Origin of the sequence: Rhizobium sp. BT03 (assembly GCF_030053155.1) — a bacterium.
Lineage (GTDB): Bacteria > Pseudomonadota > Alphaproteobacteria > Rhizobiales > Rhizobiaceae > Rhizobium.
This window is the reverse complement of record NZ_CP125641.1, coordinates 61,688-81,532: the sequence shown is the minus strand read 5'-3', so window position 1 is coordinate 81,532 and position 19,845 is coordinate 61,688. Positions and strand designations below refer to the sequence as shown.

The 19,845-nt window shown below is 61.3% G+C and carries 17 protein-coding genes and 2 pseudogenes; 8 read left to right on the top strand and 11 right to left on the bottom strand.

The genetic code is table 11. From position 1 onward, the window contains the following. Positions 1–184: 184 nt before the first annotated feature. Positions 185–3,892, bottom strand: coding sequence for a trifunctional transcriptional regulator/proline dehydrogenase/L-glutamate gamma-semialdehyde dehydrogenase (putA, locus tag QMO80_RS22240; protein WP_283200589.1), 3,708 nt, complete (start codon positions 3,890–3,892; stop codon positions 185–187). 28 nt (positions 3,893–3,920) lie between these two features. Continuing rightward, positions 3,921–4,128: pseudogene (locus QMO80_RS22235) on the bottom strand (hypothetical protein). A gap of 172 nt (positions 4,129–4,300) precedes the next feature. Here QMO80_RS22235 and QMO80_RS22230 point away from each other — a divergent pair. Continuing rightward, complete coding sequence (locus tag QMO80_RS22230) at positions 4,301–4,795, top strand: Lrp/AsnC family transcriptional regulator (protein ID WP_088685734.1); 495 nt, start codon at positions 4,301–4,303, stop codon at positions 4,793–4,795. Positions 4,796–4,807: 12 nt separating this feature from the next. Here QMO80_RS22230 and QMO80_RS22225 read toward each other — a convergent pair whose 3' ends face one another. Further along, positions 4,808–5,188 carry a helix-turn-helix domain-containing protein gene (locus QMO80_RS22225; protein WP_283200588.1) on the bottom strand — a complete coding sequence of 127 codons (381 nt, stop codon included), beginning with the start codon at positions 5,186–5,188 and terminating at the stop codon, positions 4,808–4,810. A gap of 158 nt (positions 5,189–5,346) precedes the next feature. Here QMO80_RS22225 and QMO80_RS22220 point away from each other — a divergent pair, with 158 nt between their 5' ends. The 3 genes and pseudogenes from QMO80_RS22220 to QMO80_RS22210 all read left to right on the top strand — a co-directional run. Beyond that, positions 5,347–5,742 carry a hypothetical protein gene (locus QMO80_RS22220; RefSeq protein WP_283200587.1) on the top strand — a complete coding sequence of 132 codons (396 nt, stop codon included), beginning with the start codon at positions 5,347–5,349 and terminating at the stop codon, positions 5,740–5,742. 40 nt (positions 5,743–5,782) lie between these two features. After that, the gene (locus QMO80_RS22215) at positions 5,783–6,529 is read left to right on the top strand and encodes an SDR family NAD(P)-dependent oxidoreductase (protein WP_283200586.1); all 747 of its coding nucleotides are present in this window, start codon (positions 5,783–5,785) and stop codon (positions 6,527–6,529) included. Positions 6,530–6,541: 12 nt separating this feature from the next. Further along, positions 6,542–6,764: pseudogene (locus QMO80_RS22210) on the top strand (cyclophilin-like fold protein); the annotation flags it as partial. Positions 6,765–6,803: 39 nt separating this feature from the next. Here QMO80_RS22210 and QMO80_RS22205 read toward each other — a convergent pair. Continuing rightward, on the bottom strand, positions 6,804–7,496 hold the full coding sequence (locus QMO80_RS22205; RefSeq protein ID WP_283200585.1) for a hypothetical protein: 693 nt from the start codon (positions 7,494–7,496) through the stop codon (positions 6,804–6,806). 143 nt (positions 7,497–7,639) lie between these two features. On the opposite strand from QMO80_RS22205, the gene QMO80_RS22200 reads away from it, so the two are divergent. Continuing rightward, positions 7,640–9,292 (top strand): acyltransferase, encoded by a 1,653-nt coding sequence (locus tag QMO80_RS22200; protein WP_283200584.1) that lies wholly within the window; start codon positions 7,640–7,642, stop codon positions 9,290–9,292. A gap of 15 nt (positions 9,293–9,307) precedes the next feature. On the opposite strand, the gene QMO80_RS22195 is transcribed toward QMO80_RS22200, so the two are convergent. Further along, on the bottom strand, positions 9,308–10,195 hold the full coding sequence (locus QMO80_RS22195; protein WP_283200583.1) for a LysR substrate-binding domain-containing protein: 888 nt from the start codon (positions 10,193–10,195) through the stop codon (positions 9,308–9,310). Between the two features lie 110 nt (positions 10,196–10,305). Between QMO80_RS22195 and QMO80_RS22190 the strand changes: the two genes are divergently transcribed. The 3 genes from QMO80_RS22190 to QMO80_RS22180 are packed head-to-tail and all read left to right on the top strand — an operon-like array spanning position 10,306 to position 13,961. Next, positions 10,306–11,559: an SRPBCC family protein gene (locus tag QMO80_RS22190; RefSeq protein WP_131711821.1), complete on the top strand. Its 1,254-nt coding sequence runs from the start codon at positions 10,306–10,308 to the stop codon at positions 11,557–11,559. Further along, positions 11,549–12,640, top strand: a complete 1,092-nt coding sequence (locus tag QMO80_RS22185) for a hybrid-cluster NAD(P)-dependent oxidoreductase (protein WP_283200582.1) — start codon at positions 11,549–11,551, stop codon at positions 12,638–12,640. The genes QMO80_RS22190 and QMO80_RS22185 overlap by 11 nt, the downstream gene beginning before the upstream one ends. 40 nt (positions 12,641–12,680) lie before the next feature. Beyond that, positions 12,681–13,961, top strand: a complete 1,281-nt coding sequence (locus tag QMO80_RS22180) for a Xaa-Pro peptidase family protein (protein WP_283200581.1) — start codon at positions 12,681–12,683, stop codon at positions 13,959–13,961. A 7-nt stretch (positions 13,962–13,968) separates the two neighbouring features. Here the strand turns inward: QMO80_RS22180 and QMO80_RS22175 are convergent, their stop codons facing one another. The 6 genes from QMO80_RS22175 to QMO80_RS22150 form a co-directional block, all read right to left on the bottom strand. Next, complete coding sequence (locus tag QMO80_RS22175; RefSeq protein WP_097629755.1) at positions 13,969–14,982, bottom strand: GlxA family transcriptional regulator; 1,014 nt, start codon at positions 14,980–14,982, stop codon at positions 13,969–13,971. 40 nt (positions 14,983–15,022) lie between these two features. Then, the gene (locus tag QMO80_RS22170) at positions 15,023–16,021 is read right to left on the bottom strand and encodes a 4-hydroxyproline epimerase (RefSeq protein WP_283200580.1); all 999 of its coding nucleotides are present in this window, start codon (positions 16,019–16,021) and stop codon (positions 15,023–15,025) included. 14 nt (positions 16,022–16,035) lie between these two features. Beyond that, positions 16,036–16,887, bottom strand: a complete 852-nt coding sequence (locus QMO80_RS22165; protein ID WP_283200579.1) for a proline/glycine betaine ABC transporter permease — start codon at positions 16,885–16,887, stop codon at positions 16,036–16,038. After that, entirely contained in the window at positions 16,884–17,732 is an 849-nt protein-coding gene (locus QMO80_RS22160; protein WP_283200578.1) for a proline/glycine betaine ABC transporter permease, read from the bottom strand. The genes QMO80_RS22165 and QMO80_RS22160 overlap by 4 nt, the downstream gene beginning before the upstream one ends. Positions 17,733–17,753: 21 nt before the next feature. Continuing rightward, on the bottom strand, positions 17,754–18,845 hold the full coding sequence (locus QMO80_RS22155) for a glycine betaine/L-proline ABC transporter ATP-binding protein (RefSeq protein ID WP_283200577.1): 1,092 nt from the start codon (positions 18,843–18,845) through the stop codon (positions 17,754–17,756). An 84-nt stretch (positions 18,846–18,929) separates the two neighbouring features. Next, positions 18,930–19,781, bottom strand: a complete 852-nt coding sequence (locus QMO80_RS22150; RefSeq protein ID WP_283200576.1) for a glycine betaine ABC transporter substrate-binding protein — start codon at positions 19,779–19,781, stop codon at positions 18,930–18,932. Between the last annotated feature and the right edge of the window lie 64 nt (positions 19,782–19,845).

Sequence of the window (19,845 nt, the reverse complement as noted above, 5' to 3'; positions counted from 1 at the left end):
CCATCCTCCGATTTGCTGACAAATTCGCTCTCTCCTCCTCGTCATCCTCGGCCTTGTGCCGAGGATCTGCTGCCCTATCGACCGGAGGCAGATGCTCGGGACAAGCCCGAGCATGACGAAAGAGGAGGAGATGGCAATTCTGTCAGCGGCGATCGAGGGCGCATTTGCGCGCCCTCTCGTTTTCTCAGCCGATCGCCATCAGGCTGGCATTGCCGCCGGCTGCGGCGGTGTTGATCGACGTGGACACCTCCTCCAGCAGCCAGTTCAGGCAATAGGCCTCGGGATCGCTAGCCAATTCCTCGCTCGTCGCAGCCTGGACCAACAGAAGCGGCCCCGGCAGCGCAGCGATCTTCTGATTGACCACCAAAACCCTGTCGCGATCGCCTTCGACAAGTGCGCCGGAGAACGGCCCGTCTTTCTCCCAATCCGACGTCCAGGAAACCCGGCCGGCGACGGCCGCCGGCAGGTCTGCCAGGACCGATTTCGCTAAGGAACCCGCATCCACGACAACGTGGTTGCCGGTCGACAGGGCTGCGGCGATCTGGCGATAGAGCCCGGTTTCGGTCTGCGGCACGGCAAGAATGCGGCCGCGGGGATGGAGCGCGTAGAGATTTCGCTCGCCGACCGGACCGGTGAGTTCGCGTTCGAGCCCGAGCGCCGAACGGCTTGCATATCTGCGCGCCGCTTCCCCTTCGGCCGGCAAACCCTTCTTGTCGAGCCAGACGATATAATCGCGAAGGGCAAGGTCCGTATGGACGGAATCCTGCTGCGGCGGCACGGGAGCGCGCTGCACCAGCCGGCCGATATAGAGCGGACCACCGGCCTTCGGACCCGTTCCCGACAGGCCGCGGCCGCCGAAAGGCTGCACGCCGACGACGGCGCCGATGATGTTGCGGTTGACGTAGAGGTTGCCGGCCTTGATGCGGCTGGTCACATGCGCGATCGTTTCGTCGAGCCGGGTGTGAAGCCCGAAGGTGAGGCCGTAGCCGGATGCGTTGATGTCGTCGATCAGGCGATCGAGGCCGTTTCGCTTGAAGCGGACGACATGCAGGACCGGCCCGAAGATCTCCCGCGTCAGGTCCGACAAGGCCTTGATCTCGATGATCGTCGGCGGAACGAAGGTTCCCGCCGCGGCACTTTCGGGCAGCGGCAGCTGATCCACCTTGCGGCCGGCGCCGCGCATCTGCTCGATATGCTGGTCGATCTCGGCCTTTGCGCCATCGTTGATGACAGGCCCGACATCGATGCTCAGCCGGTCGGTACGGCCGATCGTCAGCTCGCGGAAGGCGCCCTTCAGCATGTTGAGGGTCCTGTCGGCCACGTCGTCCTGCAGGCAGAGGACGCGCAGCGCCGAGCAGCGCTGGCCGGCGCTGTCGAAAGCCGAGGCGATGACGTCGGCCACCACCTGCTCGGCGAGAGCCGAGGAGTCGACGATCATGCCGTTCTGGCCGCCGGTTTCGGCAATCAGCGGGATCGGCTTGCCTGATGAAGACAGCCGTTCGGCGAGCTGCGCCTGGATCATCCGGGCGACTTCGGTCGAGCCGGTGAACATGACGCCTGCCGTTTCCGCGGCACCCACCATGCCGGCGCCTAGGCGGCCGCTGCCGGGCACGAACTGCAGGGCGCCCACCGGCACGCCCGCCTCATGGAGGATCTTGACGCTTTCCGACGCGATGATCGGCGTGACGCCGGCAGGTTTGGCGAGCACGGGATTGCCGGCCACCAGTGCGGCAGCCACCTGCCCGGTGAAGATCGCCAGCGGGAAGTTCCACGGGCTGATGCAGACGATGGGGCCGAGGGGCGCATGGGACGGACCGAGGGTCTTGCGCGCCTGCTCGGCGTAATAACGCAGGAAGTCGATCGCCTCGCGCACTTCGCCGACTGCGTTGGCCGCCGATTTGCCGGCCTCGCGCATGACGATGCCCATCAGGGTCTTGATCCGGGCCTGCATGATATCGGCCGCCCGCTCCAGGCAGGCAGCGCGCTCCGCTGGCGGCACCGCCGCCCATTGCGACGCATAGTCGGCAGCCATTGCAACGATGCGGGCGGCCTCTTCGACCTTCAGCTCGGTGACCGTGCCGACGACGTCGCTGTGATCGGCAGGATTGAGAACGTCGCGCGTCACCCCATCCGTGGAGCCATCGGCCAGGATCGGAAGCGCGTGCCATGGGCTGGCAGCCGAGGCGGCGAGCGTCTCAGCCAGGTCGGAAAGCGTCGCCTCATTGGAGAGATCGAGACCGTCGGAATTGGCGCGGGCGCTGCCGTAAAGCGCCTTCGGCGCGGCGATCTGCGTGTGGGGCGCGCCGACGACCGGCATGGCGGCAACGGTCTCGGCGGGATCGGCGACCAACGCCTCGACCGAGACATTCGGATCGGAGATGCGGTGCACGAAGGAGGAATTGGCGCCGTTTTCCAGCAGACGCCGCACCAGATAGGCGAGCAGCGTCTCATGCGTTCCGACAGGCGCATAGATGCGGCAGGGCCGATCGAGCTTGTCCTTGCCGACGACCTCGTCATAGAGCGGTTCGCCCATACCGTGCAGGCACTGGAACTCGTATTTGCCGACTGCAAAATCGGGACCGGCGAGATGATAGATCGTCGCCAGCGTCTGCGCATTGTGGCTGGCAAACTGCGGGAAGACGGCATCGGGTGCGTTCAGCAGCTTGCGCGCGCAGGCGATGTAGGCGACGTCGGTGTAGATCTTGCGGGTATAGACCGGATAATCGTCGAGACCGTCGAGCTGGGCGCGCTTGATCTCCGCATCCCAATAGGCGCCCTTGACCAGACGGACCATCATCCGGCGCCCGGAGCGTCGGGCGAGATCGATGACATAGTCGAGCACGAAGGGGCAGCGCTTGCCATAGGCCTGGACGACGAATCCAAGTCCGTTCCAGCCTGCGAGATCAGGGGCAAAGCAAAGCTCCTCGAGCAGATCGAGCGACAGCTCCAGCCGGTCGGCCTCCTCCGCATCGATATTGAGGCCGATATCATAGGACTTGGCGAGAACGGCGAGCGCCTTGACCTTCGGCAGCAGCTCACCCATCACCCGGCCGGCCTGCGCCCTGACATAACGGGGGTGCAGGGCCGAAAGCTTGATCGAAATACCGGGGCCGTCATAGATGCCGCGGCCGGCCGATGCCTTGCCGATGGCATGGATCGCCTTTTCGTAATCCTTGAAATAACGTTCGGCGTCGGCAGCGGTGGTCGCCGCCTCGCCCAGCATGTCGTAGGAATAGCGGAAACCGCGGGCTTCGAGCGGCCGGGCGCGCTTCAGCGCCTCCTCGATCGACTCGCCGGTGACGAACTGCTCGCCCATCATGCGCATCGCCATATCGACGCCGCGGCGGATGACCGGCTCGCCGGCGCGCGCGATCAGCCGCGTCAGCGCTGCCGACAGGCTGCGGTCGTTGACCGTCGAGGTCAGCTTGCCGGTGACGACGAGGCCCCATGTGGCGGCATTGACGAACATCGATTTGCCGCCGCCGATATGCGAGGTCCAGTTGCCTTCGGCGATCTTGTCGCGGATCAGCGCGTCGCGGGTGTCGGTATCGGGAATGCGCAGCAGCGCTTCGGCAAGGCACATCAGCGCCACGCCTTCCTGGCTGGAAAGCGAATATTCCTGCACCAGCCCTTCGACGCCGGTGCCTTTGTGCTTGGCGCGCAAGGCCTCGATCAGCGTGCGGGCGGTGCTGCGGATGTCATAGCGCTTCGCTTCGGAAACGCGCGCGGCCGCAACGAGCGGCGGCAGGCATTCGGTTTCCGGGCGGCGATAGGCTGATGTGATCGCCCGGCGAAGTTCCGATTGCGGCCGGATCGGCGGCGCGAATGCGGCGAACGGCGCGCCGCCGGCGGGTTCTTTGGAGGATGCGGGGTCGATCGCTGCGTTCAACATGGGAGTCCCTGATCAGTGAATGTTTCGTCTAACGGATAAATGGAACACCGGGCTCATCGTCCCAGGTGCCATCGTCCGTAAAAATTCGGGCCGGAATATTCCGTCTCGCGAAGCGGGCGCGCATTGGGCTTGTCGCGCTTGAGGGTGAATGCGGCTGCGACCGCTCTTATCGCCACCGGCCGATAGTGAGCGAGCAGATCCGGTTTTTGATCGCCATCCGCTTTTCTCTCATGCATCCATGATCTCCCTTTTCAAGCGTCGCAGCCACCTATTCCGGCAATGCCCGAGCGGCTGCGCCCTTCCTCCGATTGCCGATGCACAATCTACCACAGTCGCGAATCGCGATCTCACTTGATTTCAACCGTTTTCAAGCTGTATGAACTTATAAACAGAGCATCGATAGTTCAAATGGCCACGGAAACCGACATCTTTAGTGAATTGGACCAATTCGACAGAAAGATCCTCGCCGCGCTCGCCGAGGACGGCAGGCTGTCGATCACCGATCTCGCCGCGCGCGTCGGGCTTTCCAAGACACCATGCCAGATTCGCTTCAAGCGGTTGATCAGCGACGGCTATATCGAAGGCTTCAAAGCCGTCCTCAATCCGTCGAAAATGCAGCTCGACCACATCGCCTTCGTCGAGGTGAAGCTTTCCGACACCCGCGAGGATGCGCTGAAGAGCTTCAACGAGGCCATCAAGAAGATCCGGGAAGTCGAAGAGTGCCACATGATCGCCGGCCGGTTCGACTACCTCCTCAAGATCCGCACCCGCGACATCGGCCGCTACCGCCGCGTGCTGGGCGAGCGCATCTCGACGCTGCCCCATGTTGCCAACACCTCGACCAATGTGGCGATGGAGACGATCAAGGAAGGCTGGGACAAGTTCGGGTCGAGTCTTTCGTGAATGTGAAGCAGTTCAGCGATCTCTCGCTTTCCGGCCGCGTGCGCTCGGCTTCACCGGCACGCTTTTGCCGTACTCGTTCCACCATGCCGTCAAAGCTTCCATCGTGGGGCCGAGGCCCCGCGCTTTTTGCGTGATCTCATATTCGACGCGCGGAGGAACCTCCGCAAAGATAGTGCGGGATACCAAACCGTCCGCTTCGAGTTCGCGAAGTTGCGCCGTCAGCATGTGTTGGGTGATGCCGGGAATAGCCTTTCTCAATTCGCCGAACCGATAGACCCGCTGATTGAGCAGCCACATGATTTCCAGCTTCCATTTGCCGGAAAGCAACGCGAAGGCTCGCCGCATCTCTTCATGCATATTGATGTCTTCTTCGCCCATAGTCTGCTTTTCCATACTAACAGCAAGTAAATCATCCTACTTGCAAAATTAAACCTTAGACGACATTTTCCATCCGTGCATCAGAGGGCGCAGCGAAATAGCGCTCTCAACATGGCAAACGACAGAATAGATGAGAGGAATGTTGCTGCGCCGGCAGCGACAGGGATAAGCTTATGCTTGAATTTTACATATACTGGATCAGCACAACACTTCTATCCGCGCTCTACCTTGCTTCGGCCTACCTGTATGCAACAAAGAGAGACTGGGTTCGCGCGGCTCTGACGGACCTTGGATTTAACGCTCCCTATCTCATTCCGCTCATGATCGCCATCAAGGTTCTCCGCCCGATCGCGATCCTGGCGCGCGTCAGCGTGCCTCTCAGCGATCTCGCCTATGCCGGCATCTTCTTTCATCTGCTCCTGTCGGGGCTGGCGCATATCGGCGTTCGAAAACCCCTCGGCGCTCTGCCGGCGGCGGTTGGCCTGGCGCTACTGGTCGCCTCGTTCATGACGCAGAACGACGCACGCGATCTTCCCTCCCCTTACGTTCAGGCCGCAGTCGCGCGCTGACGTCTCGATCAATCCCAAACACTATCGAATGGAGATGTACATGGGTAGACTCAATGGAGAAGTTGCCATCGTCACCGGCGCAAGCCGTGGCATCGGCCGCGCCACCGCAATGCTTTTTGCGGCTGAAGGCGCCAAGGTCGCAGTTCTTTCGCGAACCTCCGAAGGCGTAGAGCGCGTGGTTGCCGACATTCTTGACGCTGGCGGCACCGCGCTCGGTGTCGTCGGCGACGTCGGTGAAGCCGATCAGATCACCGCCGCGGTGGATACCGTCATCTCTGCATACGGCCGCATCGACATCCTCGTAAACAATGCTTTCGACGGCGCTGCTGTCTTGTCTTCGGTCATCGACCTCTCCGTCGAGCAACTGCAACGAAACTTGGACACAGGACCGATTGCATATCTGCGTTTCATGCAGGCTTGCTATCCTCACCTTAAGCAAGCCGGAGAAGGCCGGATCATCAACTTCGGCTCCATGGCTGGCACCATCGGCTTGGCTGGTTATGGTCCTTACAACATGGCCAAGGAGGCGGTGCGCGCACTGACCCGCACGGCGGCTCGCGAATGGGGTGCCGACAATATCACCGTGAACAACATTCTGCCGATCGCCGACACCTGGGGCGCCGCGGAAAAGAACGTTCCTCCGCCGGCGAACGCGCTTGCGCGTTTCGGCTCACCGGAAGACGACATTGCCCCGGTCGTCCTGTTCCTTGCCAGCAAAGATTCGCAGTTCATCACCGGTTACAGCCTTACACCCGACGGCGGCGCCACTATCGACAGCGCTCGGTAATTGCCGGTGAACAACGAGAAGATCGCCCATCTGCCGCGCGACTCACGGAAGAAGGCGGTGGCCTCTTCGGCAACGAACAGCCGGGCGATTTTCCTACTTCAAGCCCTTGGGAAACCTCGCCCTCTTCTACGGCGAGCACCCCTGGGACGGACTGATGCGGCGCGGCCGCTTCGACTCTGGTTTCGAGCCGCTGCTCGTGCGGGGAGAATTTCCCGTGCGCATCGAACTGCTCTGACAGACTTACGTACATAGTATTGCGGCAGGCCATCGATGCTCATCCAGCATAGGCGAAATAAACTTTGCCCCTTGCCGGATCGACGATCGTGACGCTGCCGCCCTTTCCGTAGGAGTAAAACGACCCACCTGACTGGATTGCCCGGTCGGCTTCGTGATCGCGATCTTTTTCGATCGAGATCATGAAACCGTACTTTTCGAGGTATTCATATATTGTAGGAGGGTGGCGCTGAAGACGCTCCATTGCCATCATCTCCGGATCACGGTCGTAGGGGTGCCATTGGCTTATCGCGGTCTCGTCGCTCCTGTCGTCGACCGGTGTTTCATGCCACGTTCCCTTTGCTCCCGAAAGCATATCGCCTAGCTGGCTTCCCTGTTTCCGTGCCCAGTCTGCGCTGTCATTGGTCAGCCGATAGACAACAAAACCGGTCTCGTTGTCTCCGGGCATGAAACCGACACCCCAAGATTCTTCCAGGCGGTATTCGATCTCAGCCACTTCAAGTGGTTCGGGAACACGTGCGAGAACGTAGTTTCGCTCGCCAACTTTGTTGGCAACGTAGGGCAATGCAATAGCCCCGAGACCACAAGCTATGATGACGCTTCTTAGAACGAATTGGTTGGGCTGCGTCCGCCGCCAGATACGGCGCAGCCCGAGAAAGACAATTGCTATGGCGGCGATGAACAGCAGGGCGCAAATGGCGAGCGCGACCAGTGTAAAAACGACGAAACTCATATGCACTCGTAACCTGTCCAGGACATGATTGAATTCTCAAAAAGGCATGCGGACATTGAAATTGTGTATGCCTAATAACGTTCTACAATGGAGGCAATGTCCGTTTATAGCGCATTGCTGCCGAAATATGGAATGAGGAAAAGATGGATCAGGCCAACAGCTCGCCAGCATCGGCGAACGAACAACGGGAAGCGCACAGGCTTCAATATCTCCCCTGGGAACGCATTGCCTCGGACCTTCATCATCCCGCTCACCTCGCCCGCAAAGCGGAGCTTCGACGGTCGTGCGGCGCCGAATTGGCCGAGACGTCCTATATCGCCGAAAATGCGGCGATCTTCACCGAGAGCCTGGCGATGGGCGAGCGGTCCTGGATTGCGGGGCATGCGCTCGTGCGGGGCGATGTGATCCTCGGCGACGATTGCTCGATCAATCCCTATGCCTGCGTTTCCGGCAAGGTGACGTGCGGCAATGGGGTCCGGATTGCCTCGCATGCCTCGATCGTCGGCTTCAATCATGGCTTCGACGATCCCGACCGGCCCATCCATCGACAGGGCGTCGTCAGCATCGGGATCGTCATCGGCGACGATGTCTGGATCGGCGCCAATTGCGTGATCCTCGATGGCGTCACGATCGGCAACGGCGCCGTCATTGCGGCCGGAGCGGTGGTCACGCAAGATATTCCTGCGCTTGCGATTGCCGGCGGCGTGCCGGCAAAGGTGCTGCGGAGCCGGGGCGCACCGGCCAGGAAATCCGGCATTGGAGAGATCGAAGATCGACTGGCCAGTCTCGGGCAGAAGGCGAAAGAACAATGGCCTGACATCCTTGCGCGCTGGAAAACACGCGAGGGCTATGAATCGCTGGAAGCGGACGGGATCAGGCGGCCGGCGATCCGGCATCTCTGCGACGCCATCGAGATCGCTGCCGGCTTCGATCAGCTGCCGCCCGGGCTCGATGCGGCGCAAACCGTCGAGCGACTCCAGGGTCTTCAGGATCGGGAGACAGGCCTCTTTCCGGAGGCGCATTCGCATGGGCAGGACCGGGCGTTGAGAGAAGATCCGAAGGCACTCTACAACGTGCTTTCGGTCGGCTATGCGCTCGAGCTGCTCGGCTCCAGGCCGCGACACCCGATCCAGGCGGTTCAGATCGATGCGCAGGAACTGGAGCAATGGCTGAGCGCGCTGCCCTGGTTGAGCCGCGCGTGGCACGCCGGAAGCGTCATCGATGCCATCGGAACCGCTATGTATTTCAACGCCAGGTATTTCGGCATCAAAGGGCCACGGCAGGCGCTCTTCGAGTGGCTGAGCCGCAATGCCAACAGAGTCTCGGGCCTATGGGGCGAACCGACGGCGCTCGAAGGATGGCTCCAGCCGGTGAACGGTTTTTACCGTCTGACACGCGGCACCTACGCGCAGTTCGGCATGCCGCTCCCGCATCCGCATACCTCGCTCGAAACGGTTCACCTGAATTACCGCAATCACAAGGGCTTCGTTGCTCAGAAATACAATGCCTGCAACCTGCTCGATACGATCCATCCGTTGCTGCTGATTGCCCGGCAGACCGATTACAGGCGGGCCGATGGCGAGGCGATTGCCCGCAATCTCATTTCACGAGCGCTGGATAGATGGCGGGATGGCGAAGGATTCCCCTTCGCCGACGGTGGCGAACCGAGCTTGCAGGGAACGGAAATGTGGCTTTCCGTCATCCACCTGGCGGCCGATTTTGTCGGCCTGTCGGATCGCTTCGCCTTTGTTCCGAAGGGCGTGCACCGGACGGCGACTCCGGGGTTGGGCTTGTAGCTTTGGCCTTCTCGATCAACCGTGCAATGACGCCGTCAGCCAGGCGGCGGCGAGATCGCGCGTATTGCTTCGCTTGGCTTTGACGGGCACGATGACATTGTAACGCCCTTCGGCGGCAAGCTCGCTGCTGTCGGCCTGCACCAGGGTTCTGTCCTCCAGAAACGTGCCGACCAGCATGCGCCATCCCAGCGCGATCCCCTGCCCGGCGCGGGCGGCGGCGATGGTTTCGGTATAGTGGTTGAACCGAAGCGATGGCTTGACTTCGATATTGGCGCCAATCAGCGAAACCCATTGCGACCAGTTGTACCAGGACCGATCGACGACGTCCGTTTCGATGAATTCGTCGGCCGAGCCCAGCGGCCCATCTCCCCGACGCCTGAGGTAATCCGGAGAGCAGACGGGGGAAATGACGTCGCCGCGCGAGGCGATGACGGTTCCATCGCTGAAGGGCGGCAGACCGTAGCGGATCGCCACATCGACCTCTCCGCCGTCGAGCGCGATCGGGCTGTCTTGTGAGATCACCCGCACCAGAATGCCGGGATTTGCCCGGCGGAATTCGGCGAGCCGCGGCAGCAACCAGAAGGAAGAGAATGCGACGGTCGCCCCGATCGTCACCACGTCCTGACTGCGCGATTGGAGCGCTTCCACACTCTCGGCGATATCGGCAAAGCTCTTCGCCAGTGTCGCGCCAAGGCTGATGCACGCCGCCGTGGGTTCGATCGCCCGGTGCTTGCGCACGAACAGAGACTGGCCGAACTCCTCCTCCAGCAACGCAATCTGCCTGCTGACCGCCGCCTGGGTGACGCCGAGCTCGGTCGCGGCCAGGGTGAAGCTTTTCCTGCGCAGCACCGCTTCCAGCGTCACCAGCGCCGTCAGTGATGGAAGCCGTCTTCGAAATTGCATCTTGGAGACCTTTTCACATGAGAAAAGATTATGCGAACGTGATTTTTTATGCCGTTGAAAGCCCTGCACTGCAAGTGCAATCTAGGGAAACTCTCGCATAAGAGGTTCTCATGCTAAACAGGCTTCCTTCTTCCATTTCGGCGCTGCTGGACTCCCGCTCGGAAGGCCACTCGCTGCCGGCCGGCCTCTACATCCGCGAAGACGTATTCGAAGCGGATATCGAGGTCTTCTTCCACAAGCACTGGATCTGCGTCGGCCTCGACTGTGATGTTCCGGAGCCCGGCGACGCCACGGTCGTCGATATCGGCAAGACAAGCCTGATCCTGCTGCGCGACGACGACGGTGAAATCCGCGTCCTGCACAATGTCTGCCGCCATCGCGGCTCTCGCCTTCTCAATCCGGGCAAGACGATCGTTTCGAAGCTCGTCTGTCCCTATCACACCTGGACCTATGAGCTCACGGGCGAGCTCAGCTACGCCCCCCATATGGGCAAGGAATTTGACAAGGATTGTCACGGCCTGAAACCCGTCACCTTCAAATCGATCGGCGGCCTGATCTACGTCTGCCTGTCCGACAATCCGCCCGAGGACATTGCCGGACTCGAACAGGCGATGGTCGAGCGCCTTGCTCCCTATGATATCCGCAATGCCAAGATCGCCCACCAGACCGACGTCATCGAGGACGGCAACTGGAAGCTGACGATGGAGAACAATCGCGAGTGCTATCACTGCTCCGCCAACCACCCGGAACTCTGCGTCTCCTTCGTCGATCTCGACTTCGGCTTCGATCCGGAAACGCTGAGCCCTGAGGATCGTGAGCAGGCCGAGGAGCATTTCCGGATGTACGAGGAGCGCACGCAGGCATGGGAGGCCGACGGTTTCCCTTCGGCTGCTGTTGAGCAGCTTTCCGACTGCGCCACGAACTTCCGCACGCAGCGGCTGATTATATCAGGTGCGGGCGAATCCCAGACCCACGACGCCACCGCCGCATCCTCCAAGCTCCTCGGCCAGATGACCCGCAAGGATCTCGGCGACACGCATCTCTGGGGTCATAACAGCTGGAACCACTTCATGGGCGACCATGCTGTCGTGGCAACCGTCATCCCGCTGTCGGCCGGCAAGACGCTGGTGAGAACCAAGTGGCTGGTGCACAAGGACGCCGTCGAAGGGGTTGATTACGACATCGACAAGCTGACGGATGTCTGGGTCGCCACGACGGATCAGGACGCCGATCTCGTCGCCCGTTCCCATGCCGGCGCTCTCGATCCCGCCTATCAGCCAGGCCCCTATTCCCGCTTTTCCGAGACGAACCTCGACAAGTTCGCCAGCTGGTACATCGACCGGATGCGCGCTCATGGATACTAGGACCCCGCAAGTGCTGCTCGCAAGGGCCGCCCGTCACGACGTCTGGAATCCCGAGGAAGACGATGCGCTCGTCTGTCTCGACGTCCAGCAGGAATCCCATGACGTCAAGACTTTCACCTTCGCATCTCCTGACGGGAAGCGGTTCGCCTTCAAGGCCGGACAGTATTTTCTGTTCGACCTAGAGCATAACGGAGAGGCGGAAAGCCGATGCTACAGCATCTCGTCTTCGCCTTATCGCACGAACGCCTTCTCCGTTACGGTAAAACGCGTTCCGGGCGGCAAGATCTCCAACTGGCTTCACGACACCCTGGTTCCGGGAGCGTCCGTCAAGGCGAACGGCCCGCTTGGCAATTTCATCCGGCCTGAGGCGTCGAAGCCGAAACTTCTGCTGCTCTCCGGCGGTTCCGGCATCACGCCAGTCATGTCCATTCTGCGGGAACTCGCCGACAGCTGCGAGCCTGCCGACGTCGTCTTCATGCATGCGGCGCGCACGCCGCAGGATCTGATCTTCCGCGACGAACTCGCCTGCATCGCCCGCAGGCTCAAGGGCCTTCGGCTGCACTTCCTGCCGGAAACCGTTGCGGGCGAGGCGTCATGGCCTGGCCTCACCGGCCGCATTTCGGCGGACTATGTCAGGCTCGCGGTTCCCGATATTGCGGAACGGACGGTGATGTGCTGCGGCCCCGCCCCGTTCATGGCGGCAGCGCGCGGCATTGCCGCCGATCTCGGCGTCCCCGCCTCGCATTACCTCGAGGAAAGCTTTGACGCCGCGGTCATTGACGAACCCGAGATCCCCGCGATCCAGGAAGCGGCCGCCAAGGTCTTTCAGGTCACTTTCTCGAAGCAGGCCCGCAGCATCGAGGTAACAGGCGACCAGAGCGTGCTCTCCTGCGCGAAGAAGTCAGGCGTCAGGATTCCATCTTCCTGCGCCAACGGCGTTTGCGGCACCTGCAAGTCGAAGCTGACATCAGGCACGGTCGACATGAACCACAATGGCGGCATCCGCCAGAGGGAAATCGACGCCGGCTTTTTCCTGCCCTGCTGCTCGAAGCCGCTCAGCAATCTCGTCATCGAACGCTGAGCGACACCGCACTATTCACCGACAACAGGGGATAACTCGGATGCTGCGAGACGAAAACGAATCCGTCGAGCTGGCCGGCTCAACCGTCTTTAAGGACGAGCGGAAGCAGGCTTACCTCAATCCCGATGGAGCGGACCGGCCTCTCATCAGTCCTGTGCCGGCCACGACACTCGACCGGGCGCGCCGCTACCGCCTGAAGCGGCTGCGCATGAAGATGCTCGAATGGGATTGCGGCGCCCTGCTGCTCTACGATCCCGTCAACATCCGCTACGCCTTCGACTCGTCGAATATGAGCATCTGGACGATGCACAATCCGTCGCGCTACGCACTGATCCTGGCCGACGGCCCGGCCATCATGTTCGAATTCGAAGGCGCCGAGCACGTCAATGACGGGCTGCCCGGCATCGACGAGATCCGGCTGGCGAAGTCCTGGATCTTCTTCACGGCAGGCAACCTCATAGAACCCCGCCTGAAAGCCTGGGCTGACGAAGTCGCGGATCTTGTGACCGGCAATGGCGGCAACAGACGCATCGCCGTCGACAGGCTCGAACCATCAGGCGCCTTCGAACTCACGGAACGCGGGTTTACCCTTCTCGACGGCCAGGAGCTGGCCGAACGGGCGCGGTCGATCAAAAGCGCCGAAGAAATCGAGTTGATGCGCTGGACGATCCGCGTCTGCGAAGCCGGCATGGCGCGGATGTACGAGGTATCGGAGCCGGGCCGCACCGAGCGGGAAATCTGGGCCGAGCTGCACTTCGAAAACGCGCGCAGCGGCGGCGAATGGCTGGAAACCAAGCTCTTGACCGCGGGCGCGAGAACCAATCCCTGGTATCAGGAATGTTCCGATTACGTCATCAAGCGCGGCGAGATGATATCCTTCGACACCGATATGATCGGCCCCTACGGCTATTGCGCCGATCTCTCACGTTCATGGACCTGTGGACATGTCGCTATGAACGCCAAGCAGAGGGAGCTTTTCGCAGCAGCCAGGGATCAGATCGAGCACAATCTGTCCATCATCAGGCCCGGCATGACGTTCCGGGAGTTCAACGAACGGTCCTGGCAGATCCCGGAGAAATACCAGCCTTATCGCTATACGCTGGCCCTGCACGGAACCGGCATGGCCGACGAATGGCCGGGCGTGATGCTGCATCCGGATTTCGATCCCGCTTTCAGCGGCATCATCGAGGAGAACATGGTGCTCAACGTCGAAAGCCTGATCGCCGAAGCCGGATCGGAGAGCATCAAGCTGGAGACCCAGGCGCTGATCACATCAAAGGGCGCGGAGCGGCTGGACACGTTTCCGTGGGAAGAGATCTGAAGTGCGTTCAGTGAGCTCTCAAAGCCGCCGCGCGATGCTGTGATGGGGTCTGCCCAAAGGTCCGCTTGAAGGTTCGTGTGAACTGGGAGGCATTTTCGAAGCCGACGTCGAGCGCGATCTCGATAAGCGGCGCCTTCGACTGGACCAGGATCGATTTTGCCCGCTCCATGCGAACCCGATTATAGGCCTTGGCGGGAGACATTCCCGTCTTGTCGATGAAAATTCTCTCCAACTGCCGCCGTGACAGCCCAACCATCCCGGCAAGCTTCTGGATCGATATGCTGCCGTCGACGAACTGTTCCATCGTAATCATCGCCGCCTTGACGCGGGCGTCGTCATAGTCGTCATACAGCGGGCGGCGGGGCTGGATGTCCGCCGGCGCCCGGGCCTTCTCGATCTGAAGCACCTCAAGCGCATTTCGCTCGGCATCCCGGCTGATATATTTCCTGACCAGCAACGCGGCCATGTCGGCCGAACTGCTGCCGCCGGCGCAGGATCCGCGCTGGCGATCGAGATTGAAGAGCCGGTCGGATCGAACGCCGAGGTCGGGAAACCGCTCGCGAAACTCCTTGTAATGCAGCCAGCTCACGCAGGACTCGTGCCGCTTCATCAGGCCAGCGGCGGCAAGAATGAACGAGCCCGTGCAAACGCCGATCAGCGGGACCTTCTTGGCATCCGCCTGCCTGAGAAAGTTGATGGTCTGCTGGTCGACAGGGTTCTCCACAGTCAGAAGTCCGCCGACGACCACGATGTAATCGAATTTCAACGGATCGACGAAATCGGAGGTCGGGGCAACCTGAACTCCGCAGCTCGAGGTGATCAGATGCCGCGTGCTGCCGATCACCTGCCAATCTGCAAGCACCCTCCCGGAGCGATCCTGCTCGTCGCTGGCAAGCCGCAGCGTATCAATGAAGAGTGCAAAGGCCGACAGCGTAAATGACCGCGACAGCACGAATCCCACTTTAAGCCGAGCACCGGGTTTCGCGGCGCCGTCTCCCTGCCGATGCTGCTCCGGTCGCATATTCATCTCCTTGCCGCCTCTCAAAACTCGGAAAATGCGCTCATCGAATTTGAAATCCGTGTGCCAGTGGATCACGCTCGTCAACAAAAATGGTGTTGTGGCCGATGACCCGCGCCCAGCCGCCAATGCTTGGAAGGATGCCGCGATAAGGTCCGACCCTCGTCTCGGCTTCGACCCGGCCCTCGAAAATGGTTCCGATCAGGCTTTCATGCCGGTATCTCGACCCGACATCGAGCCGCCCCTTGGCGTGGAGCTGCGCCATGCGCGCCGAAGTGCCGGTGCCGCCCGGCGACCGATCGATGGCCTTGTCGCCATAAAAGACCGCGCAGCGTCCGTCCGAAACGTCGTTCAACGGACGGTCGCACCAGATCGCATGATGTACGCCGCGGATTCTGGCATCGTCGGGATGAACCGGATCGCAGACATCGGCAAGCGCTGATCTGAGCTTCTGGCTGCAGCCGACGATGTCGGAGGCGCTCATGGCGTCGAGCCCGCTCCAATTCTCTTGCGGCTCGACGACCGCATAATAATTGCCGCCATAGGAGATATCGACGCGCAGACGGCCCATACCAGGCACATCGACCTCGACATCCGCCTCATGGAGATAGCTCGCTACATTGTGGAGACGAACGGAATCGACATAGCCGCCCTTCTCCTCATAGGTCACATCAACCCTGCCCGCCGGCGTTTCGATAGCGACCCTGCCGGGCTTGCGCGGTCTGACCAGTCCCTCTTCGATCGCGGCGGTCACGGTGCCGATCGTGCCGGCGCCGCACATCGGCAGGCAGCCGCTGACCTCGATGAAAAGAACGGCGAAATCGCAGTCCTCCCGATAGGGGGGATAGATGATCGAGCCCGACATGATGTCATGCCCCCTCGGCTCGAACATCAGCGCCCTGCGGACCCAGTCGTGGTCGCGGACGAAGATTTCCCGGCGCTCGCCCATCGGCACGTGCGGAAGCAGCGGACCGCCGCCGGCAACGAGGCGGACGGGGTTGCCGCAGGTATGCGCATCGATGCAGAAAAAGCTGTTTCTCATCCTCGTGCCCTTGCTCATCTCGCCTTCGGCAGCCTGTCGCGGTCGAGCAGGCCACGGGACAACCGGTCGAGCAGAACGGCGACCGCGACGATTGCCAGGCCGGCTCTCAGGCCAAGCCCCATCTCCATGCGCGTCAGGCCGCGCGTCACCTCGGCGCCGAGACCGCCTGCGCCGACGAGGCCGGCCAGCACGACCATCGCCAGCGACAAAAGAATGCACTGGTTGAGCCCGACCAGCAGCGTCTGCTTGGCCAGAGGGATTTCGATCTTCCAGAGGATCGAGCGCGGCGGCGCGCCGATCGCGCTGCCGAGTTCGATGAACACCTTCGGCACCTGGTTGAAGGCCAGCGTCGTCAGGCGCAGCATCGGCGGAATGCCGTAGACGATGGTGGCGATAATCGCCGGCACGCGCCCAAGGCTGAAGATCATCACCGCCGGAATGAGATAGACCCACGGCGGCACGGTCTGCATCACGTCGAGAATTGGCCGAACCACCGTCTCCAGCGTCTTATGCCGCGAGCACAGGACGCCGATCGGAAAGGCGATGAGCACCGAGATCATCACGGCGACGCTGACCAGCGCAAGGGTCTGCATCGATGCCGTCCACAGCCCGACGAGCAGGCAGAAGCCGAGGCAGAGACCGGCAAGGATCGCGGCGCGCAGGCCGACGGCAAAGAATGCCAGGACGACGACTATCGCGATCAGCGCATAGGGCGGCACGAAGAGCAGTGCTGCCTCGATTGCCGAAAGCACCGTTTCCACCAGATAGCTGATGGCCGCAAACAGCGGGTGAAGATTGGTGTTGAGCCAATCGACTGATGGGGCCAGGAAGGCGCCGGGCGAAAACTGCAAGGTCGAAAGATTCATGCTTTCCTCCCTGTTCCCAAGCGAGCGGCACTCTGGGTGATCCGGTCAATCACCATGGTCAATACCACGATGGCGATCGCTCCATTGATTGAAGTGGCGATGTCGAGTGTCCTGATCGCGCCGTAGATCGTCTCTCCCAGCCCGCCGGAGCCGACGATGCCGGCGATGACCACCATGCCGAAGGCCATCATCAGGCTCTGGTTGATACCCGCCATGATGCTCGGCAGGGCAAAGGGAAGACGGATCTTGAAGAACATCTTTGCCGGCGTCATCCCGAGCGCCTCCCCAAGTTCGATGAATTCCTTGGGGGTCATGCGGATACCGAGCGAGGTCAGGCGGATTGCCGGCGGCACCGCGACGATCACGGTTGCGATCAACGCAGTTGCCGGCCCGTAGCCGAGCAGGGCGATCGCCGGCAGCAGGTAGATATAGGGCGGAAGCGTCTGGATCAGATCGAGGCCCGGCTCCATGAAGTGATCGAGGGCGGTGAAGAAGCCGGCGGCGATGCCGATCGGGATGCCGATCGCCAAGGCGATCACAGTCGCGGTCAGAACAAGAGCCAGCGTGCTCATCGTCTCCGGCCAGAGCCCCATCCAAAAACAAAGCGCCAGCGCGATGCAGCTCAAGAGGGCGAACCAGACATTGACCAGCCGCCAGCCGATAAGCGCCACGACCAGGGCGATCAGATAGAAGGGCGGAAGCTGCAGGAGCCAGAGGATGCCGTCATAAAGCCCTTCAAGAACCTGTCTGATATAGTCGAAGAGGGACTCCCCGTTGTCGCTCACCCATTCGAGCGCCGAGTCCGTCCATTCGTCGAAAACATCGGTGAAGGCTGAACTATCCATGTCAATCACCTCCAGTTGGGGTCACGCCGCCGTGAGATCGGGGGCGGAGGTCCCCTTGACACCCATCAGCAGGCTGCGCGGCGTGACCACGCCGACGACCCGATCATTGTCGACGACGGCGATGGCGTCGCGCTCCGACTGCATCGTTAAAGAGATGAGCTCGTCGATATCGGCGTCCGGCGTCGTGCGCGCCAGCGAGGCAATGTCGAAGTTCGGTGCGCCCTGCTGGAATTCGGCGACGCTGCGCATGACGGAATGCGCCTTGATCAGGTGAAGGCGGGAGATGCCCGCGACGAATTCTGCGACGTAGGCGTCCGCCGGGTTGAGGATGATTTCCTCGGCCGTGCCGGTCTGGATGATGACGCCGTCCTTCATGATCGCGATGCGATCGCCGATGCGGATCGCCTCGTCGAGATCATGGGTGATGAAGACTGCGGACTTACCGAGAGCTTTGGTCAGCTGGCGGAACTCGTCCTGAAGCTGGCGTCGGATCAGCGGGTCGAGCGCGCTGAACGGCTCGTCCATCAGGATGATCTCGGGGTCGGAGGCGAGCGCACGGGCAAGCCCGACGCGTTGCTGCATGCCGCCGGAAAGCTCGTTGGGATAACGGCTCAGCCAGTCGGCGAGGCCGACCTTCTCGAGAGCGGCAGAAGCAGTCTTGTTTCGCTCCGCCTTCGCAATACCCTGGACTTCGAGGCCGAAGGCCGCATTTTCGAGCACCGTCCGGTGCGGCAGCAGCGCGACGCTCTGGAACACCATGCCGATGTTCTTGGCGCGCATCTGCCTGAGATCGACGGGCGACAGGCTGGCAAGGTCGCGTCCCTTGACGAGGACCTTACCGGAGCTCGGTGTGATCAGCTTATTGAGAAGGCGGATGAGCGTCGATTTTCCGCTTCCCGACAGTCCCATGATGCAGAAGATTTCGCCGCGCCGGACCTCGATGCTTGCATCGGAGACGCCGACGACGCAGTTGAATTCCTTGAGGACCTCATTCTTGCCGAGGCCGCGTTCCTTGATCGATTTCATCGCGGCAGCTGACTTGCTTCCGAAGACCTTCCAGAGGGATTGGCAGTCGATCAGGACATCTTTGGCTTCGATATTGACAGCTTTCATAGCGATCCCCTTTGAGCCAATGGCGCTGGCTTCTTTATTCGGTTCCAAGATGGCCGCCCGACGTGTCGGGCGGCCACGAGATGCTTACTTCTTCTTGATGTTTTCCCAGCGCTTGATCAGGTCGGCATGGCCGCCGATCCAATCCTGCACGGCCTGATCCATAGTCTTGCCGTCCTTGACTTCACCGTTGATGGTGGTGATGTCGGCGATCGGCACGTAGACGCTGGCCATGACTTCGCGGGCGTGCGGGTATTCTTCGGAGAAGCCCTTATGGCCGATCCAGTAATAGCTCTGCGGCGGCGGGAAGACGCCCTTCGGATCCTTGAGGTACTTGACCTCGTACTTTTGGACCATCCATGACGGCTCCCAGATCGTGACCGCGATCCACTCCTTGCGATCGTAGGCGGATTTCAGCGCCGCCGTCATCGCGGCCGTGCTGCCTTCGACGAGCTGGAGCTTGAGGCCGTAATCCTTGACCGCATTCGACGTATCGCGCATCAGGCCGGCGCCCGGTTCGATGCCGATGATCTTGCCGCCAAACTTGTCGGCGTTTTCATTGAGCTGTTCGAGCGAGTCGATCGGAACGTATTTCGGAACGGCGACACCCTGATAGAGGCCGTGCGAAACCGGCGAAATCTTTTCGAGACGGTTCTTGTTCTTGTCCCAATAGTCTTGGGCGACGTAGTCGGTCTGCGAGGTGAGAGCCTGGATGTCACCCTTGGCGAGAGCGGCATAGGCGATGCCCCATTCGGAGAATTCGGTGACCTTGACGGTGTAACCGGCGTCTTCGAGAACCTTCTTGGTGATGCCGGTGATGGGCGTTAGGTCTTCCCAAGCCATCGTGCCGAGAGTGATCGTCTTTTCCTCAGCGCGAGCCGGAAGGACGCTCATCCCGATTACTGCAGCGGCGCAAAGCGCCTTCCACAAAATCTTCATTGTTCTTACTCCTGGTTTTCGTTCCCATTCTCATCGAAGTCTGCAGGCGGCAGTCTTCATATTG

Coding starts and splice junctions, on each gene's coding strand:
- QMO80_RS22170 (WP_283200580.1), bottom strand. CDS start 16,021: ATGAGAAACAGCTTTTTCTGCATCGATGCGCATACCTGCGGCAACCCC.
- QMO80_RS22155 (WP_283200577.1), bottom strand. CDS start 18,845: ATGAAAGCTGTCAATATCGAAGCCAAAGATGTCCTGATCGACTGCCAA.
- putA (WP_283200589.1), bottom strand. CDS start 3,892: ATGTTGAACGCAGCGATCGACCCCGCATCCTCCAAAGAACCCGCCGGC.
- QMO80_RS22220 (WP_283200587.1), top strand. CDS start 5,347: ATGCTTGAATTTTACATATACTGGATCAGCACAACACTTCTATCCGCG.
- QMO80_RS22185 (WP_283200582.1), top strand. CDS start 11,549: ATGGATACTAGGACCCCGCAAGTGCTGCTCGCAAGGGCCGCCCGTCAC.
- QMO80_RS22200 (WP_283200584.1), top strand. CDS start 7,640: ATGGATCAGGCCAACAGCTCGCCAGCATCGGCGAACGAACAACGGGAA.
- QMO80_RS22205 (WP_283200585.1), bottom strand. CDS start 7,496: ATGAGTTTCGTCGTTTTTACACTGGTCGCGCTCGCCATTTGCGCCCTG.
- QMO80_RS22190 (WP_131711821.1), top strand. CDS start 10,306: ATGCTAAACAGGCTTCCTTCTTCCATTTCGGCGCTGCTGGACTCCCGC.
- QMO80_RS22225 (WP_283200588.1), bottom strand. CDS start 5,188: ATGGAAAAGCAGACTATGGGCGAAGAAGACATCAATATGCATGAAGAG.
- QMO80_RS22160 (WP_283200578.1), bottom strand. CDS start 17,732: ATGGATAGTTCAGCCTTCACCGATGTTTTCGACGAATGGACGGACTCG.
- QMO80_RS22215 (WP_283200586.1), top strand. CDS start 5,783: ATGGGTAGACTCAATGGAGAAGTTGCCATCGTCACCGGCGCAAGCCGT.
- QMO80_RS22230 (WP_088685734.1), top strand. CDS start 4,301: ATGGCCACGGAAACCGACATCTTTAGTGAATTGGACCAATTCGACAGA.
- QMO80_RS22175 (WP_097629755.1), bottom strand. CDS start 14,982: ATGCGACCGGAGCAGCATCGGCAGGGAGACGGCGCCGCGAAACCCGGT.
- QMO80_RS22165 (WP_283200579.1), bottom strand. CDS start 16,887: ATGAATCTTTCGACCTTGCAGTTTTCGCCCGGCGCCTTCCTGGCCCCA.
- QMO80_RS22195 (WP_283200583.1), bottom strand. CDS start 10,195: ATGCAATTTCGAAGACGGCTTCCATCACTGACGGCGCTGGTGACGCTG.
- QMO80_RS22180 (WP_283200581.1), top strand. CDS start 12,681: ATGCTGCGAGACGAAAACGAATCCGTCGAGCTGGCCGGCTCAACCGTC.
- QMO80_RS22150 (WP_283200576.1), bottom strand. CDS start 19,781: ATGAAGATTTTGTGGAAGGCGCTTTGCGCCGCTGCAGTAATCGGGATG.